A 21,219-nucleotide genomic window follows, 5' to 3' on the forward strand; every position below is an offset into this window, starting at 1 on the left:
ACCCCCGACCGCCCGCGGAGCCCCGATGTTCACGCTGCCGCTCACCACCGACCTCGAGATGCGCCCGCTGGAACCGTGGCGGGCCGAGGAGTTCCTCACCCACCTCGACCGCGCCCGGGAGCACATCAGCCCGTGGGTGTCACCGTCCTTCGTGGCCACCGACCTCGAGTCGGCCCGTGCCGTCCTCCAGCGGTACGCCGACCGGTGGGCCCGCGACGCCGGCGGCATCTGGGGGCTGTGGTGGCGCGGCGACCTCGTCGGCGGGGTCATGTTCGTCTCGTTCGACGTCGCGCTCGGGGTGTGCGAGGTGGGCTGCTGGCTGGAGCCCGCCGCGGAGGGGCACGGCCTGGTGTTCCCGGCCGCGCGGCGGCTCATCGACTGGGCCGTGCGCGAGCGCGGCATCCACCGGGTGGAGTGGCGGACCAACGCGGCCAACGTGCGCAGCATCGCGCTCGCGCGCCGGTTGGGCCTGCGTCACGACGGTACGCTCCGCGAGGTCTACCCCGGCCCGTCCGGGCGGATCGACCTCGAGGTCTGGTCGGTGCTCGCCCCCGAGTGGCGGGCGGCGGTGCCGGCCGGGCCGCCCGGGGCGTCCGCCTGAGCCGCCGCTCAGGGCAGCGCCCTCAGGAAGGGGCCGTGGCTGAGCCGGAACTCCCAGGCGTAGTAGCGGTCCCAGTTGATCGACCAGGTCATGAGGCCGCGGAACGCGGGGTTGGTGCCGCTGCGGGGGACGTAGGCGCCGCAGCTCTGGCCGCGTACGAGGCAGTTCACGGCCGCCTGCACGCCGGCCGGGGCCAGGTAGCCGTTGCCGGCGCTCGGTGAGGACGGCGCGCCGAAGGCCACCTGGTCCTCCCGGAGCGGCGGGAAGACGGCGGAGGTGTTGCCGGCGACGGGGAAGCCGGCGAGCAGCATGTCGGTCATCGCCACGTGGAAGTCGGCGTTGCCCATCGTGTGGTACTGGTTGTCGAGCCCCATGATCGGGCCGGAGTTGTAGTCCTGCACGTGCAGCACGGTGATGTCGTCGCGCAGGGCGTGGATCACCGGCAGGTACGACCCGGCGCGCGGGTCCTGCCCGCCCCACGGGCCCGGGCCGTAGAACTGGTAGCCGAGCTGGACGAAGAACGTCTCCGGCGCCATGGTCAGGACGAAGCCCGCGCCGTAGCGCTGCTTCAGGGTGCGGATGGCCGCGATCAGGTTGACGACCACCGGCGTGGTCGGGTTGCGGAAGTCGGTGTCGCCGGCGTTCAGGTAGAGCGAGTGCCCCTCGAAGTCGATGTCGAGGCCGTCGAGCCCGTAGCGGTCGATGATGGCCGAGACGGAGCGGACGAAGGTGTCGCGGGCGGCGGTGGTGGTGAGCTGCACCTGGCCGTTCTGTCCACCGATGGAGAGCAGTACCTTCCCGCCCTGCTGCTGCTTCGCGCGGATCGCCGCGACGAACTCGGCCTCGGTCTCCACCCCGGGGCACTCGCTGGCGGGGCAGAGCGCGAAGCGGATGTCACCGGAGGTCGGTGAGGTGGGCTCGCCGAAGGCGAGGTTGATGATGTCCCAGTCCGACGGCACGTCGGCCATCCGCAGGTAGCCCGAGCCGTTGGCGAAGGTGGCGTGCAGGTAGCCGATCAGCGCGTGGCGGGGCAGCCCGCCGGGCGGCGGGGTGGTCGGTGGCGGGGTGGTCGGGGGAGGGGTCGTCGGCGGGGGCGTCGTGGGCGGGGGCGTCGTGGTCGGCGGGGTGGTCGGTGTGCCGCCGCCGCAGGGCGCGCCGTTGAGCGTGCAGTCGGTGGGGGAGCCGGAGCCGGTGGCCAGGAAGCCGAAGGTGACCGACGCCCCGGGCGCGACGGTGCCGTTCCACGACCGGTTCGTGAAGGTGTGGCGCTGCCCGGAGCTGCTCACGGTGGCGTCCCAGTAGGAGTACCTCCCCTCCCACCCGGTGCCCCAGTCGGCGGTCTTCACGAACGTGGCGGTCGGGCCGGCGGCCTGCGCGGGCGCGGCGACGGCGAGGGTGACGGCGGCGGCGGTGGCGAGCGCGGCCGCGGCGGCCAGCAGCGTACGGGCATGACGACGCATCCGGACCTCCCGGTACGAGGGCCGTCGGATCGACGGATGCACAATTATTAGGATTGTTAACTGTAGATGTCCAGGGCTCCGGGCTCCCCGTTCTGTCGCACCCCGGCGGCACCATGCATCCATGGCTGTCCCCGCCTCGACCCCTCGTTCCGACCAGCCGCGCACCCTGCCGCTGCGCGAGGTGCGCACCCGGCTCACCCAGCTCGTCGCCCTCGCCGAGCTGGCCGACACCGTCACCGTGGTGACCCGCGACGGCGACCCGCGTCCCGTCGCCGCCATCGTGCCGGCCGCCGCCGCCCGCACGATGGCGCAGACCCGGGCCGACGCCGACCGGCTCGCCGCCGTCACCAGCGGTTGGGCCCGCCGCCTCGACGAGCTGCGCCGCCAGAGCGGCAGACGGCACGCCGCCGAGCTGGGCACGCTTCGCGCCGCGTTGGCGCAGGCGTGGGCCGAACTCGACCGGCGGGCCGCGCCGGGCGGCGATCCGGCCCTGGCCCGGCTCCGCGCCGCCCACGCCGACCTGCTCGCCGACTGAGCCCGCCGCCGGTGTCCCCGGCGGTCGGCCGTGGGCCGGCGTCCTCCGGCGGCCCCGCCGGTCAGCCGGTGGCCGGGTAGGCGTGGGTCTCGGCCGCCTTCACGGCCGCCCACACCTCCTGCCCGGGGGTCAGGTGGAGCTGCGCGGCGGCGGCCGGCGTGACGTCCGCGGCCACGGCGATCGGCCCGTCCAGGCGCACCCGCAGGTAGTCGCCGTGCCGTTGCACCCCGCTCACCGTGGCCGGCCAGGCGTTGCGCGCGCTGCCGTCGGGGCGGGCCGGGTGCACGACCACCGCGGCCGGCCGGAACGCCACGTACGCCTCGCCGGTGACCCGGTCGGCGACGGTCAGGTGCAGTCCGTCGGCCACGCGTACCCGGTCGCCGTCGGCCCGGCCCCGGTACAGGTTCAGGCCGACGAGCCGGGCCACGTAGTCGGTGCGTGGCCGGGCGGTGACGCTCTCGGCGTCGCCCTCCTGCACCACCCGGCCACCCTCCACGATGACCAGCCGGTCGGCCAGCGCCAGCGCGTCCAGCGGGTCGTGGGTGACCAGCAGGGTCGCCCCGGGGTGCGCGGCGAGGTGCCGGTGCAGCTCCGCCCGCGTCTCCAACCGGGTCCGCGCGTCCAGCGCCGCGAGCGGCTCGTCCAGCAGCAGCAGCGACGGCGCCACGGCGAGCGCCCGGGCCAGGGCGACGCGCTGCGCCTGCCCGCCGGAGAGCTGCCGGGGCCGCCGGTGCTCGTGCCCGGCCAGCCCGACCCGGCGCAGCCACTCCCGGGCGGTGTCGCGAGCCGCCCGCCGGTCGGCGCCGCGCCGCCGCGGCCCGAAGGCCACGTTCTCCAGTGCCGTCAGGTGCGGGAACAGGAGGTAGTCCTGGAAGACCACGCCGACCGGGCGCCGTTCGGTGGGCACCCAGCTGCCCCGCGCCGGCCGGTCGAGATCCGTGCCGGCCAGGGTGACGTGCCCGTCGGTGAGCGGTTGCAGGCCGGCGAGCGCCCGCAACGCCGTGGTCTTGCCGGCGCCGTTCGGGCCGAGCAGCGCGACCACCTCGCCGGCGGCCACCCGCAGCGGCACGTCGAGCCGGAAGGCTCCCCGGTCGACCACGAGCCGGGCGTCGAGCAGCGCGGCGGTCACGGCGCACTGATCCAGCGGTCGCGCAGCGCCGCGAGGATGGTGACGGAGACGGCCAGCAGCACGACGCTGAGCACGATGGCGGCCTCGAGGTCGGTCTCCAGCGCCAGGTAGACGGCGAGTGGCATCGTCTGCGTCCGGCCGGGGTAGTTGCCGGCGAACGTGATGGTGGCGCCGAACTCGCCGAGCGCCCGCGCCCAGCACAGCACCGCGCCGGCGGCGAGGCCCGGCGCGACCAGCGGGAGCGTGACACGGGTGAAGGTCGTCCACCGGCCGGCGCCCAGGGTGGCCGCCGCCTCCTCGTAGCGCGGGTCGGCGGCCCGCAGCGCCCCCTCGACGGCGATCACGAGGAACGGCATCGCCACGAACGCCTCCGCGAGCACCACCCCGGCGGTGGTGAACGGCAGGGTGATCCCGAACGTCGCGTCGAGCCAGCCGCCGAGCAGCCCCCGGCGCCCGAAGACGAGCAGCAGCGCGACCCCGCCGACCACCGGCGGCAGCACCAGGGGCACGGTGACCAGGGCGCGGACGATCCGCCGGCCGGGGAACTCGACGCGGGCGAGCAGCCACGCCAGGGGGACGCCGAGCAGCAGGCAGAGGCCGGTGGCCAGCGTCGCCGTCTGCAACGACAGCCGCAGCGCCGTCAACGCGCCCGGCTCGGTGAGGCGCTGCGGCAGGGTGGACCACGGCGTACGGACGAGCAGTCCACCCAGCGGCAGGACGAGGAAGAGCAGGCCGAGCGCGGCGGGGAGCAGCAGCGGCAGGGGGATCCGGGTGCGCCGCGAGGGCGTACGCCGGACGGCCGGCGCGGCGGGCGGGGCGTCGCGGGTCGCGGTCACGGCGTCTGGAAACCCGCCCCGGTGAGCACGGCCCGGCCGGCGTCGGAGCGGACGTACGCGACGAAGGCCCGCGCGCCGGCCGGGTTCGGCGCGTCCGCGAGGGCGACGATCGGGTAGTCGTTGACGGCGCGGGCCGACTCGGGGAACTCGACGGCGCTGACGTCGTCGTCGGCCGCCGCCGCGTCGGTGCGGTAGACGAGTGCCGCGTCGACCTCGCCGAGCCGTACCTTGGCGAGGGCGCCCTTCACGTCCTGTTCGAGGGTGACCGGGGTCAGGTCCACCGACGCGGCGTCCAGGGCCGTCCGCGCGGCCGCCCCGCACGGCACCTGCTCGGCGCAGAGCGCCACCGCCGTCCCGGGCCGCGCCAGGTCGGCGAGGCCGCGGATCCCCCTGGGGTTGCCCCGGGCCACCGCGATCACCAACTGGTTGCGGGCGAAGATGCTCGGCGTGCCGTCGGCGTTGCCGGCGTCGGTGACGGTCGCCATGTTCCGGGGCGCGGCCGCGGCGAACACGTCGGCCGGCGCGCCCTCGTTGATCTGGGTGGCGAGGCCGGAGCTGCCACCGAAGTTGAACACGACCGTGGTGCCCGGGTTGGCGGCCTCGAAGTCATCGCCGATACGGGTGAAGGACTCGGTCAGCGACGCCGCGGCGAAGACCGTCACGGTGCCGGAGATCCCGGACCCGCCGCCGCCCGGGCTGTCGCCACCGCCGCAACCGCTCGCCGCCACGGCGACCGCCAGCGCGGTGGCCACCGTCGCGCGGACCCGTGCCCGCCTCACGCGCCGGCCCTGCCCCGCGCTCCGGCCGCCGGGGCGGCCCGCTCGACCACGACCGTGGTCGACTTGATGACCGCGACGGCCACCGACCCGACCTGGAGATCCAGCTCGTCGGCCGCCTCCCGGCTCATGAGCGACACGATCCGGAACGGCCCGGCCTGGATGTCGACCTGCGCCATCACCGTGTCCTTCACGACGTTGACCACGATGCCGCGCAGCCGGTTGCGGGCCGACGAGGACTCGGCGCCCTCGGTCGGGTCCGCGCCCTGACCGCGGGCGAAGGCGGCCAGGTCGACACCGGCGATCACGCGGTGCCCGTGCTCGTCGCGGCCGGCCGGCAACCGGCCGGCGTCGATCCACCGGCGGACCGTGTCCGCGCTGACGCCGAGCAGTTCGGCGGCCTCCCCGATCCGGAACGATCCCACGGGAGCACCCTAGCCTCCGCAGCTGCGGAGGCCAAGGGGCCGACGTCCTCGCAGATGCGAGGGGTGATAGCGACGCGATGCCGCAACTGCGGTCGCGTAGGCCCGCCGTCCCCGCCAGCGCAGGGACGGCGGGCGCGCGCATCAGCAGTTGCGCAGTTCGGGCGACTGGTTGAGCAGCTGGCCCCGGGGCGAGACGAAGTCGCGGTAGGCCGCCGAGTCGACGGCCGCCGGGCGGAACGCGGCCACCCGGTGGCAGTTCTGGAAGGCCAGTCGCACGCCGAAGTGCCGCTCCAGGCCGCCGCGGATGGCGTCGCTCGCGAGCGCCCGGAGCAACTGGCCGCGCTCGGCCTCGGTCGGCGGGGGCAGCGCGTCGTCGGCGTGCTCGGCCCCGGTGGCGTCGAGTTCGGCGACCACGCGGCTCACGGTCTGCCAGGCGTACGGCAGCGAATCGCGGACGCACGCGACGAAGTCGGCGTCGTCGACCGGGCCCCGCTGGGCGGTGTCGAGCAGGGCCGGTGGGACGGTGAGAGACATGGTCATCCTCCATTCAAAACGACAACCGTTTCCAATAACGGTCGTGGTCCGAGCACAGCACGACGGAGGAGGGCGGTCAACCGCCCGTCGGCGCGCCGGCCCGGGACACGCCGACGCGCCGGCCGGGCGGGGCCGGTGCGACCGACGGGCGGGTCAGCGCCGACCGACGGGTAGCGGTGCCGACCGGCGGACGGGCGGTGGCACGCGCGGCGGGTAGCGGTGCCGACCGGCGGACGGGCGGTGGCACGCGCGGCGGCAACGACCGGCCGCGAGGCAGGAGGCCGGCGCCGGTGGATCCCCGGCGCCGACGGTGGCGGGACGCGGTCAGGACCGGCGCGTACGACCCTTGAGGTGTCGGCCCATCTCCCGGGCGATCTCGCGGTTGGCGTCGCGCTCGGCGAGCGCCTGGCGCTTGTCGTACGAGCGGCGGCCCCGCGCCAGCGCCAGCTCGACCTTGGCCCAGCCGTTCTCGAAGTACATCGACAGGGGCACCAGCGTGATGCCGCCCTCGCGGGTCTTCGCGAGGATCCGCTCGATCTCCACGCGGTGCAGCAGCAGCTTCCGGGTGCGCCGCGGCTGGTGGTTGGTCCAGCTGCCGAAGCCGTACTCGGCGATGTGCAGCCCGTACAGCATGATCTCGCCGTTGCGCTCCTGGGCGAACGCGTCGACCAGCGACGCGCGTCCCTCCCGCAGCGACTTGACCTCGGTGCCCACCAGCACGATGCCGGCCTCGTACGTCTTGAGGATCGTGTAGTCGTGCCGCGCCTTCTTGTTCGAGGCGATCAGCTGGCGCGACGGCTGCCGGGAGGCGTTCACCCGGCGAAGGATATCCGCGCCCCGCCCTTCCCCCCGCGATCTTGCACTTTCGGTCCGTGTTCTGCGCCGTTACGCCCGAAACGCCGGGGCAGAAACTGCAAGATCGCGGGGAGATCGGCCGCGGGGGTCCGGGGTCATAGGGTTGTGGCCACCTTGGTCAGGACGGGGAGCAGCGCCGCTGCCGCCGGGGCGCGGTGCCGGTGGGCCACCGTGGCCGCGTACACCCGCCGCGCCGGCGCGTCGTCGGGGTGCAGCCGCAGCAGGGCGAGGTCCGCCGGGGCGGCCCGGACGGCCAGGGCGGGCACGAGCGCGACGCCCAGCCCGGCCGCCACGCAGCCCAGCTTCCCGGTCCAGTCGGCGGAGACGATGTCGATGCGGGGCCGGAAACCCGGCGGCATGGCGGCCCGCATCAACGGGTCGGCCCCGTCCGCCGACCCGGCGATGAAGCACTCGCCGGCCAGCTCGGCCAACCGGACCGTCTCGCGGCCGGCCAGTGGATGCCGCCGGGGCACCGCGACGAGCAGACGTTCGTCGAGCAGGTGGTGCAGGTCGAACCGCTCGGCGTCGAGCGGCTGGTCCGGGGGCGCGCTCACCACGGCGACGTCCGCGTCACCGGCGAGCAGCCGCTCCAGCAGGGCCGGCGTACGCCCCTCCACGAGTGAGAGGCCGACCTGGGGGTGCGCGGCCCGGAACGCCGCCAGGGCGCGGGGGACCAGCGCGGCCACCGCGGTCGGGAAGGCGCCCACCCGCAGCCGCCCGCCACCCAGCCCGCGCAGCGCGTCCAACTCGCGGCGGGCCGTGGTGAGCCGGTCGAGGACGGCCTCGACGTGGGGGAGGAGCCGCCGCCCCTCCTCGGTGAGCGCCACGCCCCGCGGCAACCGGTCGAAGAGCACCACCCCGAACTCCGCCTCGAGCGCCGCGATCTGCCGGGACACCGCCGACTGGGTGTAGCGCAGCTCGCGGGCGGCCCCCGTGATGGATCCGTGCCGGACGACGGTGCGCAGCACGTCGAGCGCCTCGATCTGCATGCCGCGACGATAGCCGCTGCCATGCGGCACACGCATGCCAGCCATGAACATCATTCGCTGGTCGCATCGCGCGGAGTGGCATAGCGTTCCGGGCATGCTGAAGATCGCCGTACTCGGCGCCGGACGGATGGGCGCGTCCATCGCCCGCCGCCTGCTCGCCGCCGGGCACCCGGTGACGGTCTGGAACCGCACGGCCGCCCGTACCGATCCGCTGCGGGCGGCCGGTGGGCAGGTGGCCGACTCGCCCGCCGAGGCCGTCGCCGGAGCCGACGTCACCGTCACGATGCTGGCCGATCCGGCCGCCGTCGACGCCGTCCTGTTCGGACCGGGCGGCGCCGCCCCGGGCCTCGCCCCGGGCGCCTGCCTCGTCGAGATGTCCACCATCGGACCGGAGGCCGTCCGGGCCGTGGCCGGCCGGCTCCCCGACGGTGTGGACCTCGTGGACGCCCCGGTGGCCGGGAGCGTGTCGGCCGCGGCAGCCGGACGCCTGCGGGTGTACGCCGGCGGCCCGGCCGCGGCCGTCGCGCGGGTCCGCCCGGTGCTGGCGCTCGGCGCCGTACGGCACCTGGGGCCCACCGGCAGCGGGTCGGCCGCCAAGCTCGTGCTCAACGCCGCGCTGCTGATCGGCGTCGCCGGGGTCGCCGACGCGCTCGCCGTGGCGCGGGCCGTCGGGATCGACCGGGACACCGCCCTGGACCTGCTCGGCGGCGGTCCGCTCGGCGCCGCCGTCGCCCGGGCCACCAGCGCGGACGCCGACTTCCCGATCACGCTGGCCGACAAGGACCTCGGCCTCGTCCTCACCGCGCTCGGCGGCGCTCCCGCGCCCCTGGTCCACGCCGCCCGGGCGGCCCTGGCCGCCGCACCCGACCCGACTGCCGACATCGCCACCCTGACCAACGGAGAACTCCTGTGAGACCCACCCTCGACAACCCCCGCATCGTCGCCGCGCCCTTCGGCGACCGGTTCGCCCACGTGGCCCGGCTCGACGTCGGCGGCGGCGCGCTGCTCCTCCTCGCCGGGCAGGTCGGCGTCGACGACGACGGCCACGTGGTCGCGCCGGGCGACGTCGTCGCGCAGTCCGAACGGATCTTCGAGATCGTCGGCGGCGTGCTCGCCGCGCACGGGGCGAGCCTCGCCGACGTGCTGCACATCCGCAGCTTCCTCACCGACCTCGACGACCTGCCCGGGTACGCGGCAGTCCGGCGCCGGCTCTTCACGGCCACGCCACCACCGGCCAGCACCACCGTCGAGGTGAGCCGGCTCTTCCTGCCCGGGGCGGTGATCGAGGTCGAGGTCACCGCCGCCGTGCCGGCGGCGCGCTGACCCGGCCGGTGCGGGGCTACGGCCGGCCGGTGTCGGCCTGGAGCCGGTCGGCCAGTTCCCGCACGGCAGCCACGAACCGCGCGTCGGTCTCGTTCGGCCAGTGCCCGAGGATCTGCGGGGGCACGCTGTCGCTCGGTGGGACGACCACGTCGGGCGGGTCGATCTCCCGCCGGTCCACCATCGCCGCCGGGTCGTCGGCCGGCGCCGGGTCGTCCTGCCGCCGGGGCGAGAAGATCCAGCCGCCGATCTGGTCGGTCTCCCGCCAGATGTTGATCCATCGCCAGCCCACCCGCCGCCCCACCTCCCGCAGGGTCTCCTCGCCGACGTACGCGGGAAAGAGCGGCCCGTAGAGCCGACGCAGCGGCGAGCCGTAGGTGAGCAGGGCGACCCGGTCGGTCACCTCTGGTGGGAGCTGGAGCACGGTCGCGGCGAGCAGCACCGAGCCGTGGCTGTGCCCGGAGAGCAGGACGCGGTCGCCCCGCCCGGTCAGGTAGGTGATCCGCCGGGCCAGCTCGGGCACGGCCCGTTCGGCGTAGCAGGGCGGGGCGAACGGGTGGGCCGAGCGGGGCCAGAACGTGCCGAGGTCCCAGATGACGCCGACGTAGCGGCGGAACTCGGCGGTCCGGTACGCGAAGATGCCGCCGACGACCAGGCCGAGGAGGAGGCCGGCGATCACCCAGCTGCCCACGCCGACGAGGAAGTTCACCAGGTCGCCCGGCACGCCGATGTAGCCCTGGACGAGGTCCGCCGGGTAGTGCCCCATGAAGCCGAAGGCGCTGGTGGCCAGGCCGAGCCCGACGAGGGACGCGTACACCACCGTGAGCGACTCCAGCCGCTCGGTGAACCGGGCCCGGGCGATCGCACGCTCGACCTGGCGCAGCCGGTCGTTCGCCTCGGGCGGGGCGTCGGGGAAGTCCCGGGCGACGATGGCGGCGGCGTCGCGGAACCGACTCCGGCCCGAGACGACGGTGACCAGACCGGCGACGACCAGCGTGCCGACCACCGCCAGCACGAACCCGAAGATGGCCCACATGTACGCCACCGGCGGACTCATCAGGAGCTGACCCGGGGTGGGCTGGTTCCGGTTGAGCAGGTCCGCGACCCGGTACACCAGCTCGGCGGAGAACGCCACCGCGAGACCCGTGGCGATGGCCGCGACCGCCGGGGCGCCACGCCCGCGCGGCGGGACGCCCCGCGCTCGACGCTGGCGCAGCACGAGCAGCCCGATGGCGGCCAGCAGCACCGTCTGGGTGATGAAGATCGAGGCGACCGTCTCCCCGTACCCGGGCATCCCGACGCCCGGCGGCCACGGCGCGGGGTCGACGAGGACGACCACCACGACCAGGACGGTCAACCCGCACGCCACCGTGCGCAGGCTGCGGGTGAGCCGGTCCACCCGCGCGCCGGGCTCGGCCTCGTCGATCATGCGATGGGCGCAGACCAACGCCACGCAGACGAGCAGGAGCGCTCCCACGACCAGGGCCAGCACCTGCGCGGCGACGGACGAGCCGGGTCGGGCCCGGGCGGCGAGCAGCGTCGCGTCCAGCGTGGCGAACGCCGTCGCGACGTGGATCGACCGTAGTCTGCCCACGATCGGTGCGGTGTCCCACTGGCCCACGGCACTCAGCTCCTGCACGCTGACCCGGGCCGCCAGCGGCGACCGGAAGGCGGTGAAGGGGCGGCCGGGCCGGGCGCCGAGCCACCACAGCAGGCCGATGGCGGCCGCCGGGACGACGCTGAGCACCGCGAGGCGCTGTCCCGTCGGCCGCTCGCCCAGCCAGGAGAGCCAGTCCCGGTTGCTGACGCACCGCGGGACGGCCATGCACTGCCAGGCGACCAGGTCCAGGGCGACTCCGACGATGGAGAGCACGTAGAGCACGGTCAGCGTGAGCCCGAGCACCCGGCACAGCGCCTTCATGGCGGCGTGGGAGCGGGGGGTGTCCGGGCGCATCCAGACCGCCACGTTGCAGAGCATGAACGGCAGCAGGAACACCAGCGACAACGTCCGTACCGCCGTGCCCGAGGGCAGGTCGCTCCAGCGGTACGCCTCCAGCGTCACCCCGGCCGGGCCGGCGGTGTCGGGATAGCCGGGACGCGGGCGGTAGAAGCCGCCGTTGCGGTCACCGGCGACCTGGTGGGCGTGCGGCCGTCCCAGGACCTGCTCGGCACCCGCCCCGGAGACCCCGTGCACGCGCAGCTCGACGACATCGCCGGACGCCGCCGGCCCGCTCGACGGCGCTGGCGTCTCCGACATCGGCCCCCCGAGGTGTCTACGGCAGCCCGGCCCGGGCGTCCGGCCACCGCCGGCGCCCGGCCCGGGTTACCCGGAGGAACGCCCGCCAACCGTCGCGGCGGCGGGATCCGCCCCGGCGGTCGTGGTGCCGGTGTGTGTGCGCCGCCCGGGGAGGTGGTTTCATGGGCGCCATGGCGAACCCGGTGATCCTGACCGTCGACGACGACCCGGTGGTCTCGCGGGCGGTGGCCCGCGACCTGCGTCGGCGGTACGGCGAGCGGTACCGGGTGGTCCGCGCCGGTTCCGGCCCCGAGGCGCTCGACGCGCTGCGCGAGATCAAACTGCGCGGCGAGCGGGTGGCGCTGCTGCTGGCCGACCACCGGATGCCGGGCATGACGGGGATCGAGTTCCTCGAGGCGGCCATGGACCTGTTCCCCGCCGCCCGCCGCGTGCTGCTCACCGCGTACGCCGACACCGACGCCGCCATCGAGGCGATCAACGTGGTCGACCTCGACCACTACCTGCTCAAGCCGTGGCACCCGCCGGAGGAGAAGCTCTACCCGGTCGTGGACGGCCTGCTGGAGGCGTGGGCGGAGACGCCGGACGCGGCCCTGACCGAGATCCGGGTCGTCGGGCACCGCTGGTCGGCCCCCTCCTTCAAGGTCCGCGACTTCCTGGCCCGCAACCTCGTCCCGTACCGCTGGCTGCTCACCGACGATCCCGAGGGCGCCCGGCTGCTCGCCGCCGCGGGCGCCACCGAGGCGGACGTGCCGCTCGTGGTGACCGCCGAGGGCAAGACCCTCGTCGCCCCGACCACCGCCGAGCTGGCCGGCGTGGTGGGGCTCACCGTGGAGCCAGCCACCGACTTCTACGACGTGGTGGTGGTCGGCGGCGGCCCGGCCGGCCTCGGCTCGGCCGTGTACGCGGCCTCCGAGGGCCTGCGCACGGTGCTCGTGGAGCGCCGCGCCACCGGGGGGCAGGCCGGCCAGAGCAGCCGCATCGAGAACTACCTGGGCTTCCCCGACGGCCTCTCCGGCGCCCAGCTCACCGACCGGGCGCGGCGGCAGGCGCTGAAGTTCGGCGCCGAGCTGCTGAGCACCCGCGAGGTGGTGGGCCTGCGGGAGGCCGGTGGGGCCCGGCTGCTGAGCTTCGACGACGGTGTCGAGATCGCCGCGCACACCGTGGTGCTCGCCACCGGCGTCTCCTACCGGGTGCTCGACGCCCCCGGCGTCGCCGACTTCACCGGGCGCGGCGTCTTCTACGGCGCCGTCTCCACCGAGGCGCCGAGCTGCGTCGACCAGGAGGTCTACATCGTCGGCGGGGCGAACTCCGCCGGTCAGGCGGCCGTGTACTTCGCCCGGTACGCCGCCCGCGTGCACCTGCTGGTCCGGGGCCCCGACCTGACGGCCTCGATGTCGCGCTACCTGATCGACCAGATCGAGCGCAGTGACCGGATCACCGTCCACGCGCACACGCAGGTGGTCGGCGCGGCCGGCGGGGACCACCTGGAGCAGCTCACACTCTGCAACGGGCGTACGGGCGAGCGGCGCACCGTCGACACGTCCTGGCTGTTCGTCTTCATCGGCGCCGAGCCGCGAACCGACTGGCTGGACGGCGTGCTGGTGCGTGACGGGCGGGGCTTCATCGTCACCGGGCCCGACCTGGTGGTCGACGGGAAGCGGCCGTCCGGCTGGTCGCTGTCGCGCGACCCGTACCACCTGGAGACCAGCCTCCCGGGGGTGTTCGCCGCCGGCGACGTCCGCTCCCAGTCGGTGAAGCGGGTGGCCTCCGCCGTCGGCGAGGGCGCGATGGCCGTCTCGCTCGTGCACCGCTACCTGGAGGCACAGTGACCACCCCCGGCGACCGGCTGACGCCGGAGCAGCTGCGCACCCTGTTCCTCTTCGAGGCGCTCGACGCCGACCAGCTGGCCTGGCTGGCGGAGACCGGCCGGGTGGAGCAGCGCGCCGCGGACACCGTGGTGTTCGGCGAGGGGGAGCCCGCCACGTGCTTCTTCGTCCTGCTCTCCGGCACGGTGACCCTCAGCCGGCGGGTGCAGGGCGCCGAACTGGAACTCGCCCGCACCGACCAGCGCGGCGTCTACGGCGGCGCCACCGAGGCGTACCTCGACGTCGACACCCCGCGGGTCTACCGCAACACGATGCGGGCGATCACCGAGGCGGAGTTCTTCGTGCTCCCCGCCGAGGACTTCGCGGAGGCCGTCCGGTCCTGGTTCCCGATGGCGATGCACCTGCTGGACGGCCTGTTCATCGGCATGCGCAACACGCAGACCATCGTCGGTGAGCGGGAGCGGCTGCTCGCCCTCGGCTCGCTGTCGGCGGGTCTGACCCACGAGCTGAACAACCCGGCCGCCGCGGCGGTGCGGGCCACGTCGGTGCTGCGCGACCGGGTGGCCGCCATGCGGAGCAAGCTCGCGGCGATCGCCGACGGCCGGCTGGACGGCAGCGCCCTGCACCGCCTGGTCGAGTTGCAGGAGGAGGCGGTGGCCCGGGTGGCGGCCGCGCCGAAGCTCAGCCCGATGGCCGCGTCCGACGCCGAGGACGCGCTGAGCGACTGGCTCGACGAGCACGGTGTCCGCGGGGGCTGGGACCTGGCGCCGATCCTCGTCGGGGGCGGCGCGGACACCGAGTGGCTGGGTCGCGTGCGGGCGTCCGTCGGCCCCGCCGACCTGGAGACGGCCATCCGCTGGCTCACCTACACGGTCGAGACCGAGCTGCTCATGCGGGAGATCGGGGAGGCGGTCACCCGCATCTCCGGCCTGGTCGGCGCGGCCAAGCAGTACTCCCAGCTGGACCGCGCGCCGTTCCAGGTGGTCGACGTCCACGACCTGCTCGACGCCACGCTCGTCATGTTCAAGGCCAAGATCCCCGCCGGGGTCACGCTCGTCAAGGAGTACGACCGGAGCCTGCCGCACGTCCCCGCGTACGCGGCCGAACTCAACCAGGTCTGGACGAACCTCATCGACAACGCCCTCGCCGCGATGGGGGAGAAGGGCACGCTGACCGTCCGCACCGGACGCGACGGTGACCTGGTCGCCGTGGAGATCGCCGACACCGGGTCCGGGATCCCGCCGGAGGTGCGGCCCCGCATCTTCGAGCCGTTCTTCACCACCAAGCCGGTGGGCAGCGGCACGGGCCTCGGGCTGGACATCTCGTACCGGATCGTCGTCCACAAGCACCACGGCGACATCCGGGTGCACAGCGAGCCGGGTGACACGGTGTTCCGGGTGCTGCTGCCGCTGAACCCCGTGCGGCCGCCCGCGCCGGACCCGCTCCCCGCGCCCTGAACCGGCGCGTTCGAGGGCGTCCGCCGCCGCAGGCCGACGCGGTCGCGGGGCGGGTCGCCGCCGGCGCGCGAGGACACGGTCGGCCGCACGCCACGCCGGTGACCGGCTGACGCGGTCCCGTAGCAGACCGTAGGCTCCCGGCGATGCCGCTCGCCGCAGGAGGCGCCCGTGGAGTCCGTCGCCCGCCAACGTCCCCCGTCCGACGGTGGCGCCGCCGAGCGGCCGCCGGACGACGCGTCCGTGCTGCTGCCCGAACTGGAGGACGCCTCCTGGATGCACCACGCCCGGGAGTTCGCGCACACGAGCTTCTGGGCGGTGGCGCGCCGACTGCCCCGACTGGTCCGCGAGGCGGTGGCGCTGGCCTGGGCCACCAACCGGCGGGACACGGCCACGTCGATCGGGCTGAACGTGCTCGCCGGGGTGCTCACCACCTTCGGCCTGCTCGCGACCACCGGCGTGCTGCGCGAACTCTTCGCGGCCGGGCCGACCCCCGACCGGGTCCGGGCCGCGCTGCCCGCGCTCGTGGTGGCCGCCGCCGCCGTCTCCGCCCGGGGCGGGCTGATGATCGCGGCCGGGTGGGCGCAGGCCCGCCTCACCCCGCAGATCAACTACGCGGTGGAGCTGCGGCTGTTCGAGACGACGACCGCCGTCGACCTGGCGGCCTTCGACGACGCCGGTTTCGCCGAGGAGATGGACCGCGCCCGTGAGCGGGGCATGACCGAGGCCGCCTTCATCGTCGACCACACCGTGAACCTGGTGACCGGCCTCGTCGGCCTGCTCGCGACCGCGGCCGCGGTGGCGATCATCCAGCCCGTCCTGCTGCCGTGCCTGCTGCTGGCCGCCGTGCCGGAGGCGGTCACCGCGGTCCGCATCGCCCGACGCCGGTACCTCGCCATGCTCGCCCGGATCAACCGGCGCCGTCGCATGTGGATGCTCGCCCGGCTCATGGCCAACCGGCAGACCGCCGCCGAGGTGCGCGCGTACCAGATGCGGGAGTTCCTGCTCGGCGAGTACCGCGCGATGATGGCCGTCGAGACCCGCGCGGAGCTGCGGCTGGTCCGGTCCCAGACGAGCACGCGGGTGGTCGGCGCGAGCGTCGCCGGGCTGGCCACCTTCGGCGTGTACGCCGTCCTCGGCGCGCTGCTGCTCGGCGGTCTGGTGGCGCTGGCCGCCGCGGCCACCGCCCTGCTCGCCCTCCAGTCGGCCCGCACCAGTCTGGGGGTGGCCGTCCTCGCCACCAACTCGCTCTACGAGGACGCCCTCTACTACCAGGACTACCGCGACTTCCTGGAACGCGCCCGCGCCCGGGTGTCCACCGGCGGCGCCGGCGCCGTGGAGGGCTTCGACACCATCGAGCTGGACGGGGTGAGCCTGCGCTACGCCGACACCGACCGCCCGGCGGTCGACGAGGTGAGTCTCACGGTCCGCCGCGGCGAGGTGGTGGCCCTGGTCGGGGAGAACGGCTCGGGCAAGACGACCCTCGCCAAGCTCGTGGCCGGGCTGTACCGGCCCAGCGGCGGCGTCATCCGGTGGGACGGCGTGGACACCGCCGAGCTGGATCCCCGGGCCCTCGCCGCCCATGTCGCCGTGATGAGCCAGGACTGGTGGAAGTTCCCGTTCACGGCCGCGCAGAACATCCGCATCGGCCGGTACGACCGGGACTCCGCCGCGGCGGGGCCCAGCGTGCAGGACGCGGCCCGCTCCGCCGCGGCCCACGAGATGATCCTCGGGCTGCCCCACGGCTACGAGACCCTGCTCGACCGCGAGTTCAAGAACGGGCAGGACCTGTCCGGCGGGCAGTGGCAGCGGCTCGTGGCCGCCCGTGGCCTCTACCGGGACGCGGCCCTGCTGATCTGCGACGAGCCGTCCGCCGCGCTCGACGCGCGGGCCGAGCACGCCCTGTTCCAGCACCTGCGGCGCCGGCCCGACCGGGCCGTCGTGCTGATCACGCACCGCCTCGCGAACGTCCGCCACGCCGACCGGATCTTCGTCATGGACCAGGGGAGGCTCGTCCAGCAGGGCACCCACGACGAGCTGATGGCCGCCGGGGGCCTCTACCGGGAGCTGTTCGACCTCCAGGCGGCCGGGTACCTCGACCGGGCCGAGGCCGAGGGGGACACCGCGACGACCCGGTGACGGGCGCCCGGTCCGCCGCGTGCCCGAGGTCATGATCGTGCTCGATGCCGGATGTGGTGGTTTCCGACGCTGCGGGATGCCACCACATCCACGTTCGAGCGTGACCATGCGCGTTCCGGCCGTGCCCGGCGGGCCCCGTGGCGCGTCAGCGGGCCGCGGCCAGGAAGTCGGCCAGCACGCGGGTGTGCGTGTCGAAGGCCAGCTCGACCGGTTCGGTCAGCACCAGCCACTCCGTCGCCTCGTCGGTCGGCGCCGAGGGCGGCAGGTCCTCCGCCGGCCGCTCCGGCAGCACGCCGAAGACCATCATCGTGCCGCCCGCGGGCGCGCTGTGCACCGCGAAGAGGCTCGCGTCCTCGGCCGCCGCGAGCAGGCCCGTCTCCTCCCGCAGCTCCCGGACCAGCGCCTGGTTCCACTCCTCGCCGTACTCGATGAAGCCGCCGGGCAGGGCGAGGAGCCCGCGCGCCGGCTCGATGTCGCGCCGTACGACCACCACGCCGATCCCGGCGGCGGTGCGCACCGGCAACACCGCGACGGCGACCGGCAGGGGGTTGCGCCAGACGGTCTGCCCGCAGATCGGGCAGACGCGCGGCCAGCCGGCCGCCGCCGGGTAGGCGGCTCCGCAGAACGAGCAGTGGGAGTACGGCGCACCGGTCATGCCGCAGCACGTTACCCGCGCCCGAGCGGGTGCGCGTTCCGCCCGGCAGCGCGTGCCCGGGCCGGAGCATGCGGGGGCGGCACGCGCGCGGGGCGGCACGCGTGCCCGGGCTGCTCGCGTGCGGGGGCGGCACGCGTGCCCGGCTGGCACGCGTGCGCGGGTGACGGCCCGGCGGGATCGCGTCCGGGCGGGGCGCGCCTTCCGCCGGCCCCGGGGCGGTTCAGGCCGGTGCGCCGGTGTAGAACTGCGTGCACCGCTCGGCGGCGGCGCGTGCCGCGTCCGGGTCGGTGCCGGCCGCGATGCTCGCCTCGCCCCAGCGCTCGCTGGCCAGCGCCATGAACCGCCGTCCCTCCTCGGAGGCCATCCAGGCCTCGGCGTCCTCCGGGCGGATGCCGGCGCCGTCGGAGGCGAAGTGCGAGGCGAGGCCGAGCAGGGCGCCGTCCCAGCCGACGCCGACGGCGCCCGGGCCGAACTGCGCCCACATGTCGTCGTCGACGTGCGCGACGTGCTCCAGCTCGAAGCGGGTCCGGTCGCCGTCGACCGCGGAGAGGCGGACCTCGATCCAACTCACCATGCCGCCCATCTCCCAGGTGGCGGAGAAGCTGTGCGGTGGGTCGCAGCTCTCGACGGTGCCGCCGGCGTTGCCCTCCAGCTGGTAGCGGCCACCCAGCTTCAGCTCGCCGCTGATCGGCAGGAACCAGCGGGGGATCCGCTCGGCGCTCGTGCAGGCGTCCCAGACGTCCTCGATCGGGGCGTCGTACGTCTGGCTGATGGTGCTCACGCGGGCCTCGCCGGCCTCCAGCGTGCGGGTGCCGACCTGGCGCCGGACGGCGTTGATCTGGGCGGTGACGTCGATCATGGCTCTCTCCTGTCGTCGGGGACGTCGGCGGGCTGCTCGCCGGGCCGGTCGTCGTGGGGGTCGGCGGCCTGCGCGCGCGGCCGCCGTTCGCGCTTGCCGCGGGCGAGTTCGGTGGCCAGCGCCGCGAGTGGTGGTGTCCAGAACCGGCGGAAGGTGTCGAGCCACCGGTCCACGTCGCGCAGCGGCCGCGGGTCGACGGCGTAGAGCCGCCGGGTGCCCTCCGGCCGGACGGTCGCGAAACCGTTGTCCCGCAGCACCTTCAGGTGCTGGGACACGGCGGGCTGCGAGATCCCGAATTCGCGTTGGATCACCGCGCCGATCGCGCCGGCGGTCGTCTCGCCCTCGGCGAGCAGTTCGAGGATCCGGCGCCGGACCGGATCACCCAGGACGTCGAAGGCGTGCACCCGCCAGTTATATCAGGGCTAGCTTAATTAAGCGAACTCTGAAACGCCGAGGAGCTTGTCGAGGCGGATCGGCAGGTCGCGCACACGTACACCGGTGGCGTGGCGCACCGCGTTGGCGATCGCTGCGGCCGTCCCGACGATGCCGATCTCGCCGAGCCCCTTCACCCCGGACGGGTTCAGGTCCGGGTCCTCCTCGGGCACCCAGTACGCCTCGATGCTCTCCACGTCCGCGCAGGCGGTGATGTGGTACGTGGCCAAGTCGTGGTTCACCCAGTCGCCGTACCGCTCGTCGAGCACGCCCTCCTCGTGCAACGCCATCGACAGCCCCATCGTCATGCCGCCGATCAGCTGGCTGCGCGCGGTCGTCGGGTTCACCACCCGCCCCACCGCGAAGACGCCGAGCAGCCGGCTCACCCGCACCTCTCCGGTGTCCGCGTCCACCCGCACCTCGGCGAACTGCGCCCCGTACGCGTAGCGGGCCATCGGACGCTGCACCCGCACCTCGTCCGCCGTGTGCGCCTCGACGGTGAGCCCGTCCGCCGGCAGCGCCCCCGAGTGGTGGCCGAGCCGGTCCCGCAGCGCCTGACAGGCGCGCACCACGGCCCAGCTCCACGAGGAGGTGCCCATCGACCCGCCGGCCACCCCGGCCGGCGGCAGGTCGCTGTCACCGATGCGGATCCGTACCCGCTCCGGCGGCACGTCCAGCGCGTCCGCGGCCACCTGCCACAGCGCCGTGCGTGCCCCCGTACCGATGTCGGTGGCGTTGATGCACACCAGGTAGCTCCCGTCGGGCCGGGCCGTGGCCGTGGCGGCCGCCGCCCGCGCCCGGGCGGGATAGCTCGACCCCGCCACCCCGGTGCCGACCAGCCAGCGGCCCTCCCGCCGTGCGCAGGGACGCGGGTTGCGCTCGGCCCACCCGAACCGTCGGGCTCCCTCGCTGAGACAGGCCACCAGGTTGCGGCTGCTGAACCGGTGCCCCTGGTCCGGGTCGACCGCCGGCTCGTTGCGCAGGCGCAGCTCGACCGGGTCGATGCCGCACGCCGCGGCCAGCTCGTCCATGGCCGACTCCAGGGCGTACGCGCCGGGGCACTCGCCCGGCGCGCGCATCCAGAACGGGGTCGGCACGTCGAGGCGGACCAGCCGGTGCGTGGTGCGCCGGTGCGGCGCCGCGTACATGCTGCGCGTGTAGACGGCGGTCTGCTCGGCGAACTCGGTCAGGGTCGACGTCTGGCTGATCGCGTCGTGGCAGATCGCGGCGATCCGGCCGTCGGCGTCCGCGCCGAGCCGCACCCGCTGGATCGTCGGCGTGCGGTAGCCGATCGGACCGAAGAGCTGCTGGCGGGTCAGCGCGAGCCGGACGGGCCGGCCCACGTGCCGCGCGGCCATCGCGGCGAGCACCACGGCGGCCTTCGGGTACCCCTTGCTGCCGAACCCGCCGCCCACGTGCTCGCTGATCACGCGGACCGACTCCCGGGGCAGCCGGAACAGCTGGGCGAGTGCGGCCTGCACGGCCGTCGAGCCCTGGTTCGAGTCGTGCAGGAGCAGCCGCCCGTCCCGCCACTGCGCGGTCGTGGCGTGCGGCTCCATCGGGTTGTTGTGGTACGCCGGCGTCCGGTAGGTGGCGTCCACCCGCACCTCGGCCGCCGCGAACGCGGCGTCGAAGTCACCGTCGGCGGTGTCCGTCGGGTAGCCGGCGTTCACCTTCGCCGGCCGGTACAGCCCGGGATGGTCGGCGCTGAGCACCGTGCTGTGCGGCTCGGTGTCGTAGTCGACGCGGACGTGCCGGGCGCCCTCCCGGGCCGCCTCGATGGTCTCGGCCACCACGAGGGCGACGAACTGCCCGCGGTAGTGCACCGTCGCGTCCTGCAACAGGTGCAGCTCCGGCTCCACGTCGGGAGCGAGCCGCGGCGCGTTCCCGTGGTGCAGCACGGCGAGCACGCCCGGCACCGCGAGCGCGGGCTCCGGGTCCACCCGCGTGATCCGGCCGCGCACCGCCGCCGAGGGCACCGCCCAGCCGTACGTCACGTCGTCCAGCGGGTACTCGACGGCGTACCGGGCGGCACCGGTCACCTTCTCCCGGCCCTCCAGTCGCGGGTGCGCCCGCCCCACGGCCGTCATGCCACCGCCTCCCTCCGGTCGGCGCCGTCATGAGGCTTCGCCGCGCG

The 21,219-nt window shown here is 75.0% G+C and carries 20 protein-coding genes; 7 read left to right on the forward strand and 13 right to left on the reverse strand.

All coding sequences use genetic code 11. From position 1 onward, the window contains the following. Positions 1 to 25 precede the first annotated feature (25 nt). On the forward strand, positions 26 to 601 hold the full coding sequence (locus OG994_RS05925; protein WP_120326297.1) for a GNAT family N-acetyltransferase: 576 nt from the start codon (positions 26 to 28) through the stop codon (positions 599 to 601). Positions 602 to 609: 8 nt separating this feature from the next. Here the strand turns inward: OG994_RS05925 and OG994_RS05930 are convergent, their stop codons facing one another. Then, positions 610 to 2,061 carry a chitinase gene (locus OG994_RS05930; protein WP_328852465.1) on the reverse strand — a complete coding sequence of 484 codons (1,452 nt, stop codon included), beginning with the start codon at positions 2,059 to 2,061 and terminating at the stop codon, positions 610 to 612. A gap of 121 nt (positions 2,062 to 2,182) precedes the next feature. On the opposite strand from OG994_RS05930, the gene OG994_RS05935 reads away from it, so the two are divergent. Then, positions 2,183 to 2,596, forward strand: a complete 414-nt coding sequence (locus OG994_RS05935) for a type II toxin-antitoxin system Phd/YefM family antitoxin (RefSeq protein ID WP_328852466.1) — start codon at positions 2,183 to 2,185, stop codon at positions 2,594 to 2,596. 61 nt (positions 2,597 to 2,657) lie between these two features. On the opposite strand, the gene OG994_RS05940 is transcribed toward OG994_RS05935, so the two are convergent. The 7 genes from OG994_RS05940 to OG994_RS05970 form a co-directional block, all read right to left on the reverse strand. Continuing rightward, positions 2,658 to 3,725: an ABC transporter ATP-binding protein gene (locus OG994_RS05940; RefSeq protein WP_328852467.1), complete on the reverse strand. Its 1,068-nt coding sequence runs from the start codon at positions 3,723 to 3,725 to the stop codon at positions 2,658 to 2,660. Beyond that, positions 3,722 to 4,561, reverse strand: coding sequence for an ABC transporter permease (locus OG994_RS05945; RefSeq protein WP_120326293.1), 840 nt, complete (start codon positions 4,559 to 4,561; stop codon positions 3,722 to 3,724). The genes OG994_RS05940 and OG994_RS05945 overlap by 4 nt, the downstream gene beginning before the upstream one ends. Continuing rightward, a complete protein-coding gene (modA, locus tag OG994_RS05950) occupies positions 4,558 to 5,340 on the reverse strand; it encodes a molybdate ABC transporter substrate-binding protein (RefSeq protein WP_328852468.1) in 783 nt (260 codons plus the stop codon). Before modA ends, OG994_RS05945 begins: the two co-directional genes overlap by 4 nt. Further along, on the reverse strand, positions 5,337 to 5,762 hold the full coding sequence (locus OG994_RS05955) for a TOBE domain-containing protein (protein ID WP_328852469.1): 426 nt from the start codon (positions 5,760 to 5,762) through the stop codon (positions 5,337 to 5,339). Before OG994_RS05955 ends, modA begins: the two co-directional genes overlap by 4 nt. Positions 5,763 to 5,903: 141 nt before the next feature. Beyond that, a complete protein-coding gene (locus OG994_RS05960) occupies positions 5,904 to 6,296 on the reverse strand; it encodes an SCO5389 family protein (RefSeq protein WP_120326290.1) in 393 nt (130 codons plus the stop codon). A 324-nt stretch (positions 6,297 to 6,620) separates the two neighbouring features. Further along, positions 6,621 to 7,112, reverse strand: a complete 492-nt coding sequence (gene smpB, locus OG994_RS05965; RefSeq protein ID WP_120326289.1) for an SsrA-binding protein SmpB — start codon at positions 7,110 to 7,112, stop codon at positions 6,621 to 6,623. 134 nt (positions 7,113 to 7,246) lie between these two features. Beyond that, positions 7,247 to 8,140 carry a LysR family transcriptional regulator gene (locus OG994_RS05970; protein ID WP_328852470.1) on the reverse strand — a complete coding sequence of 298 codons (894 nt, stop codon included), beginning with the start codon at positions 8,138 to 8,140 and terminating at the stop codon, positions 7,247 to 7,249. 94 nt (positions 8,141 to 8,234) lie between these two features. On the opposite strand from OG994_RS05970, the gene OG994_RS05975 reads away from it, so the two are divergent. Beyond that, complete coding sequence (locus tag OG994_RS05975) at positions 8,235 to 9,053, forward strand: NAD(P)-dependent oxidoreductase (protein WP_328852471.1); 819 nt, start codon at positions 8,235 to 8,237, stop codon at positions 9,051 to 9,053. Further along, positions 9,050 to 9,463: a RidA family protein gene (locus tag OG994_RS05980; protein ID WP_328852472.1), complete on the forward strand. Its 414-nt coding sequence runs from the start codon at positions 9,050 to 9,052 to the stop codon at positions 9,461 to 9,463. The genes OG994_RS05975 and OG994_RS05980 overlap by 4 nt, the downstream gene beginning before the upstream one ends. A 16-nt stretch (positions 9,464 to 9,479) precedes the next feature. Here OG994_RS05980 and OG994_RS05985 read toward each other — a convergent pair whose 3' ends face one another. Continuing rightward, positions 9,480 to 11,717 carry a hypothetical protein gene (locus OG994_RS05985; protein ID WP_328852473.1) on the reverse strand — a complete coding sequence of 746 codons (2,238 nt, stop codon included), beginning with the start codon at positions 11,715 to 11,717 and terminating at the stop codon, positions 9,480 to 9,482. Between the two features lie 161 nt (positions 11,718 to 11,878). On the opposite strand from OG994_RS05985, the gene OG994_RS05990 reads away from it, so the two are divergent. From OG994_RS05990 to OG994_RS06000, 3 genes are all read left to right on the forward strand, one after another. Then, positions 11,879 to 13,546 carry an FAD-dependent oxidoreductase gene (locus OG994_RS05990; protein ID WP_240032719.1) on the forward strand — a complete coding sequence of 556 codons (1,668 nt, stop codon included), beginning with the start codon at positions 11,879 to 11,881 and terminating at the stop codon, positions 13,544 to 13,546. After that, on the forward strand, positions 13,543 to 15,000 hold the full coding sequence (locus OG994_RS05995) for an ATP-binding protein (protein WP_328852474.1): 1,458 nt from the start codon (positions 13,543 to 13,545) through the stop codon (positions 14,998 to 15,000). Before OG994_RS05990 ends, OG994_RS05995 begins: the two co-directional genes overlap by 4 nt. A 168-nt stretch (positions 15,001 to 15,168) precedes the next feature. Further along, the gene (locus OG994_RS06000; protein WP_396844168.1) at positions 15,169 to 17,136 is read left to right on the forward strand and encodes an ABC transporter ATP-binding protein; all 1,968 of its coding nucleotides are present in this window, start codon (positions 15,169 to 15,171) and stop codon (positions 17,134 to 17,136) included. 145 nt (positions 17,137 to 17,281) lie between these two features. Here OG994_RS06000 and OG994_RS06005 read toward each other — a convergent pair whose 3' ends face one another. The 4 genes from OG994_RS06005 to OG994_RS06020 all read right to left on the reverse strand — a co-directional run bounded on the left by OG994_RS06005 (position 17,282) and on the right by OG994_RS06020 (position 21,172). Further along, positions 17,282 to 17,791 carry an NUDIX domain-containing protein gene (locus OG994_RS06005; protein WP_120326283.1) on the reverse strand — a complete coding sequence of 170 codons (510 nt, stop codon included), beginning with the start codon at positions 17,789 to 17,791 and terminating at the stop codon, positions 17,282 to 17,284. Positions 17,792 to 18,011: 220 nt separating this feature from the next. Next, positions 18,012 to 18,650: an SRPBCC family protein gene (locus OG994_RS06010; RefSeq protein ID WP_120326282.1), complete on the reverse strand. Its 639-nt coding sequence runs from the start codon at positions 18,648 to 18,650 to the stop codon at positions 18,012 to 18,014. Then, a complete protein-coding gene (locus tag OG994_RS06015) occupies positions 18,647 to 19,054 on the reverse strand; it encodes an ArsR/SmtB family transcription factor (protein ID WP_328852475.1) in 408 nt (135 codons plus the stop codon). The genes OG994_RS06010 and OG994_RS06015 overlap by 4 nt, the downstream gene beginning before the upstream one ends. 27 nt (positions 19,055 to 19,081) lie before the next feature. After that, positions 19,082 to 21,172: a xanthine dehydrogenase family protein molybdopterin-binding subunit gene (locus OG994_RS06020; RefSeq protein ID WP_328852476.1), complete on the reverse strand. Its 2,091-nt coding sequence runs from the start codon at positions 21,170 to 21,172 to the stop codon at positions 19,082 to 19,084. Positions 21,173 to 21,219: the final 47 nt, after the last annotated feature.

It is taken from the genome of Micromonospora globbae, assembly GCF_036184225.1.
In the GTDB taxonomy this organism is placed as follows: Bacteria; Actinomycetota; Actinomycetes; order Mycobacteriales; family Micromonosporaceae; genus Micromonospora; species Micromonospora globbae.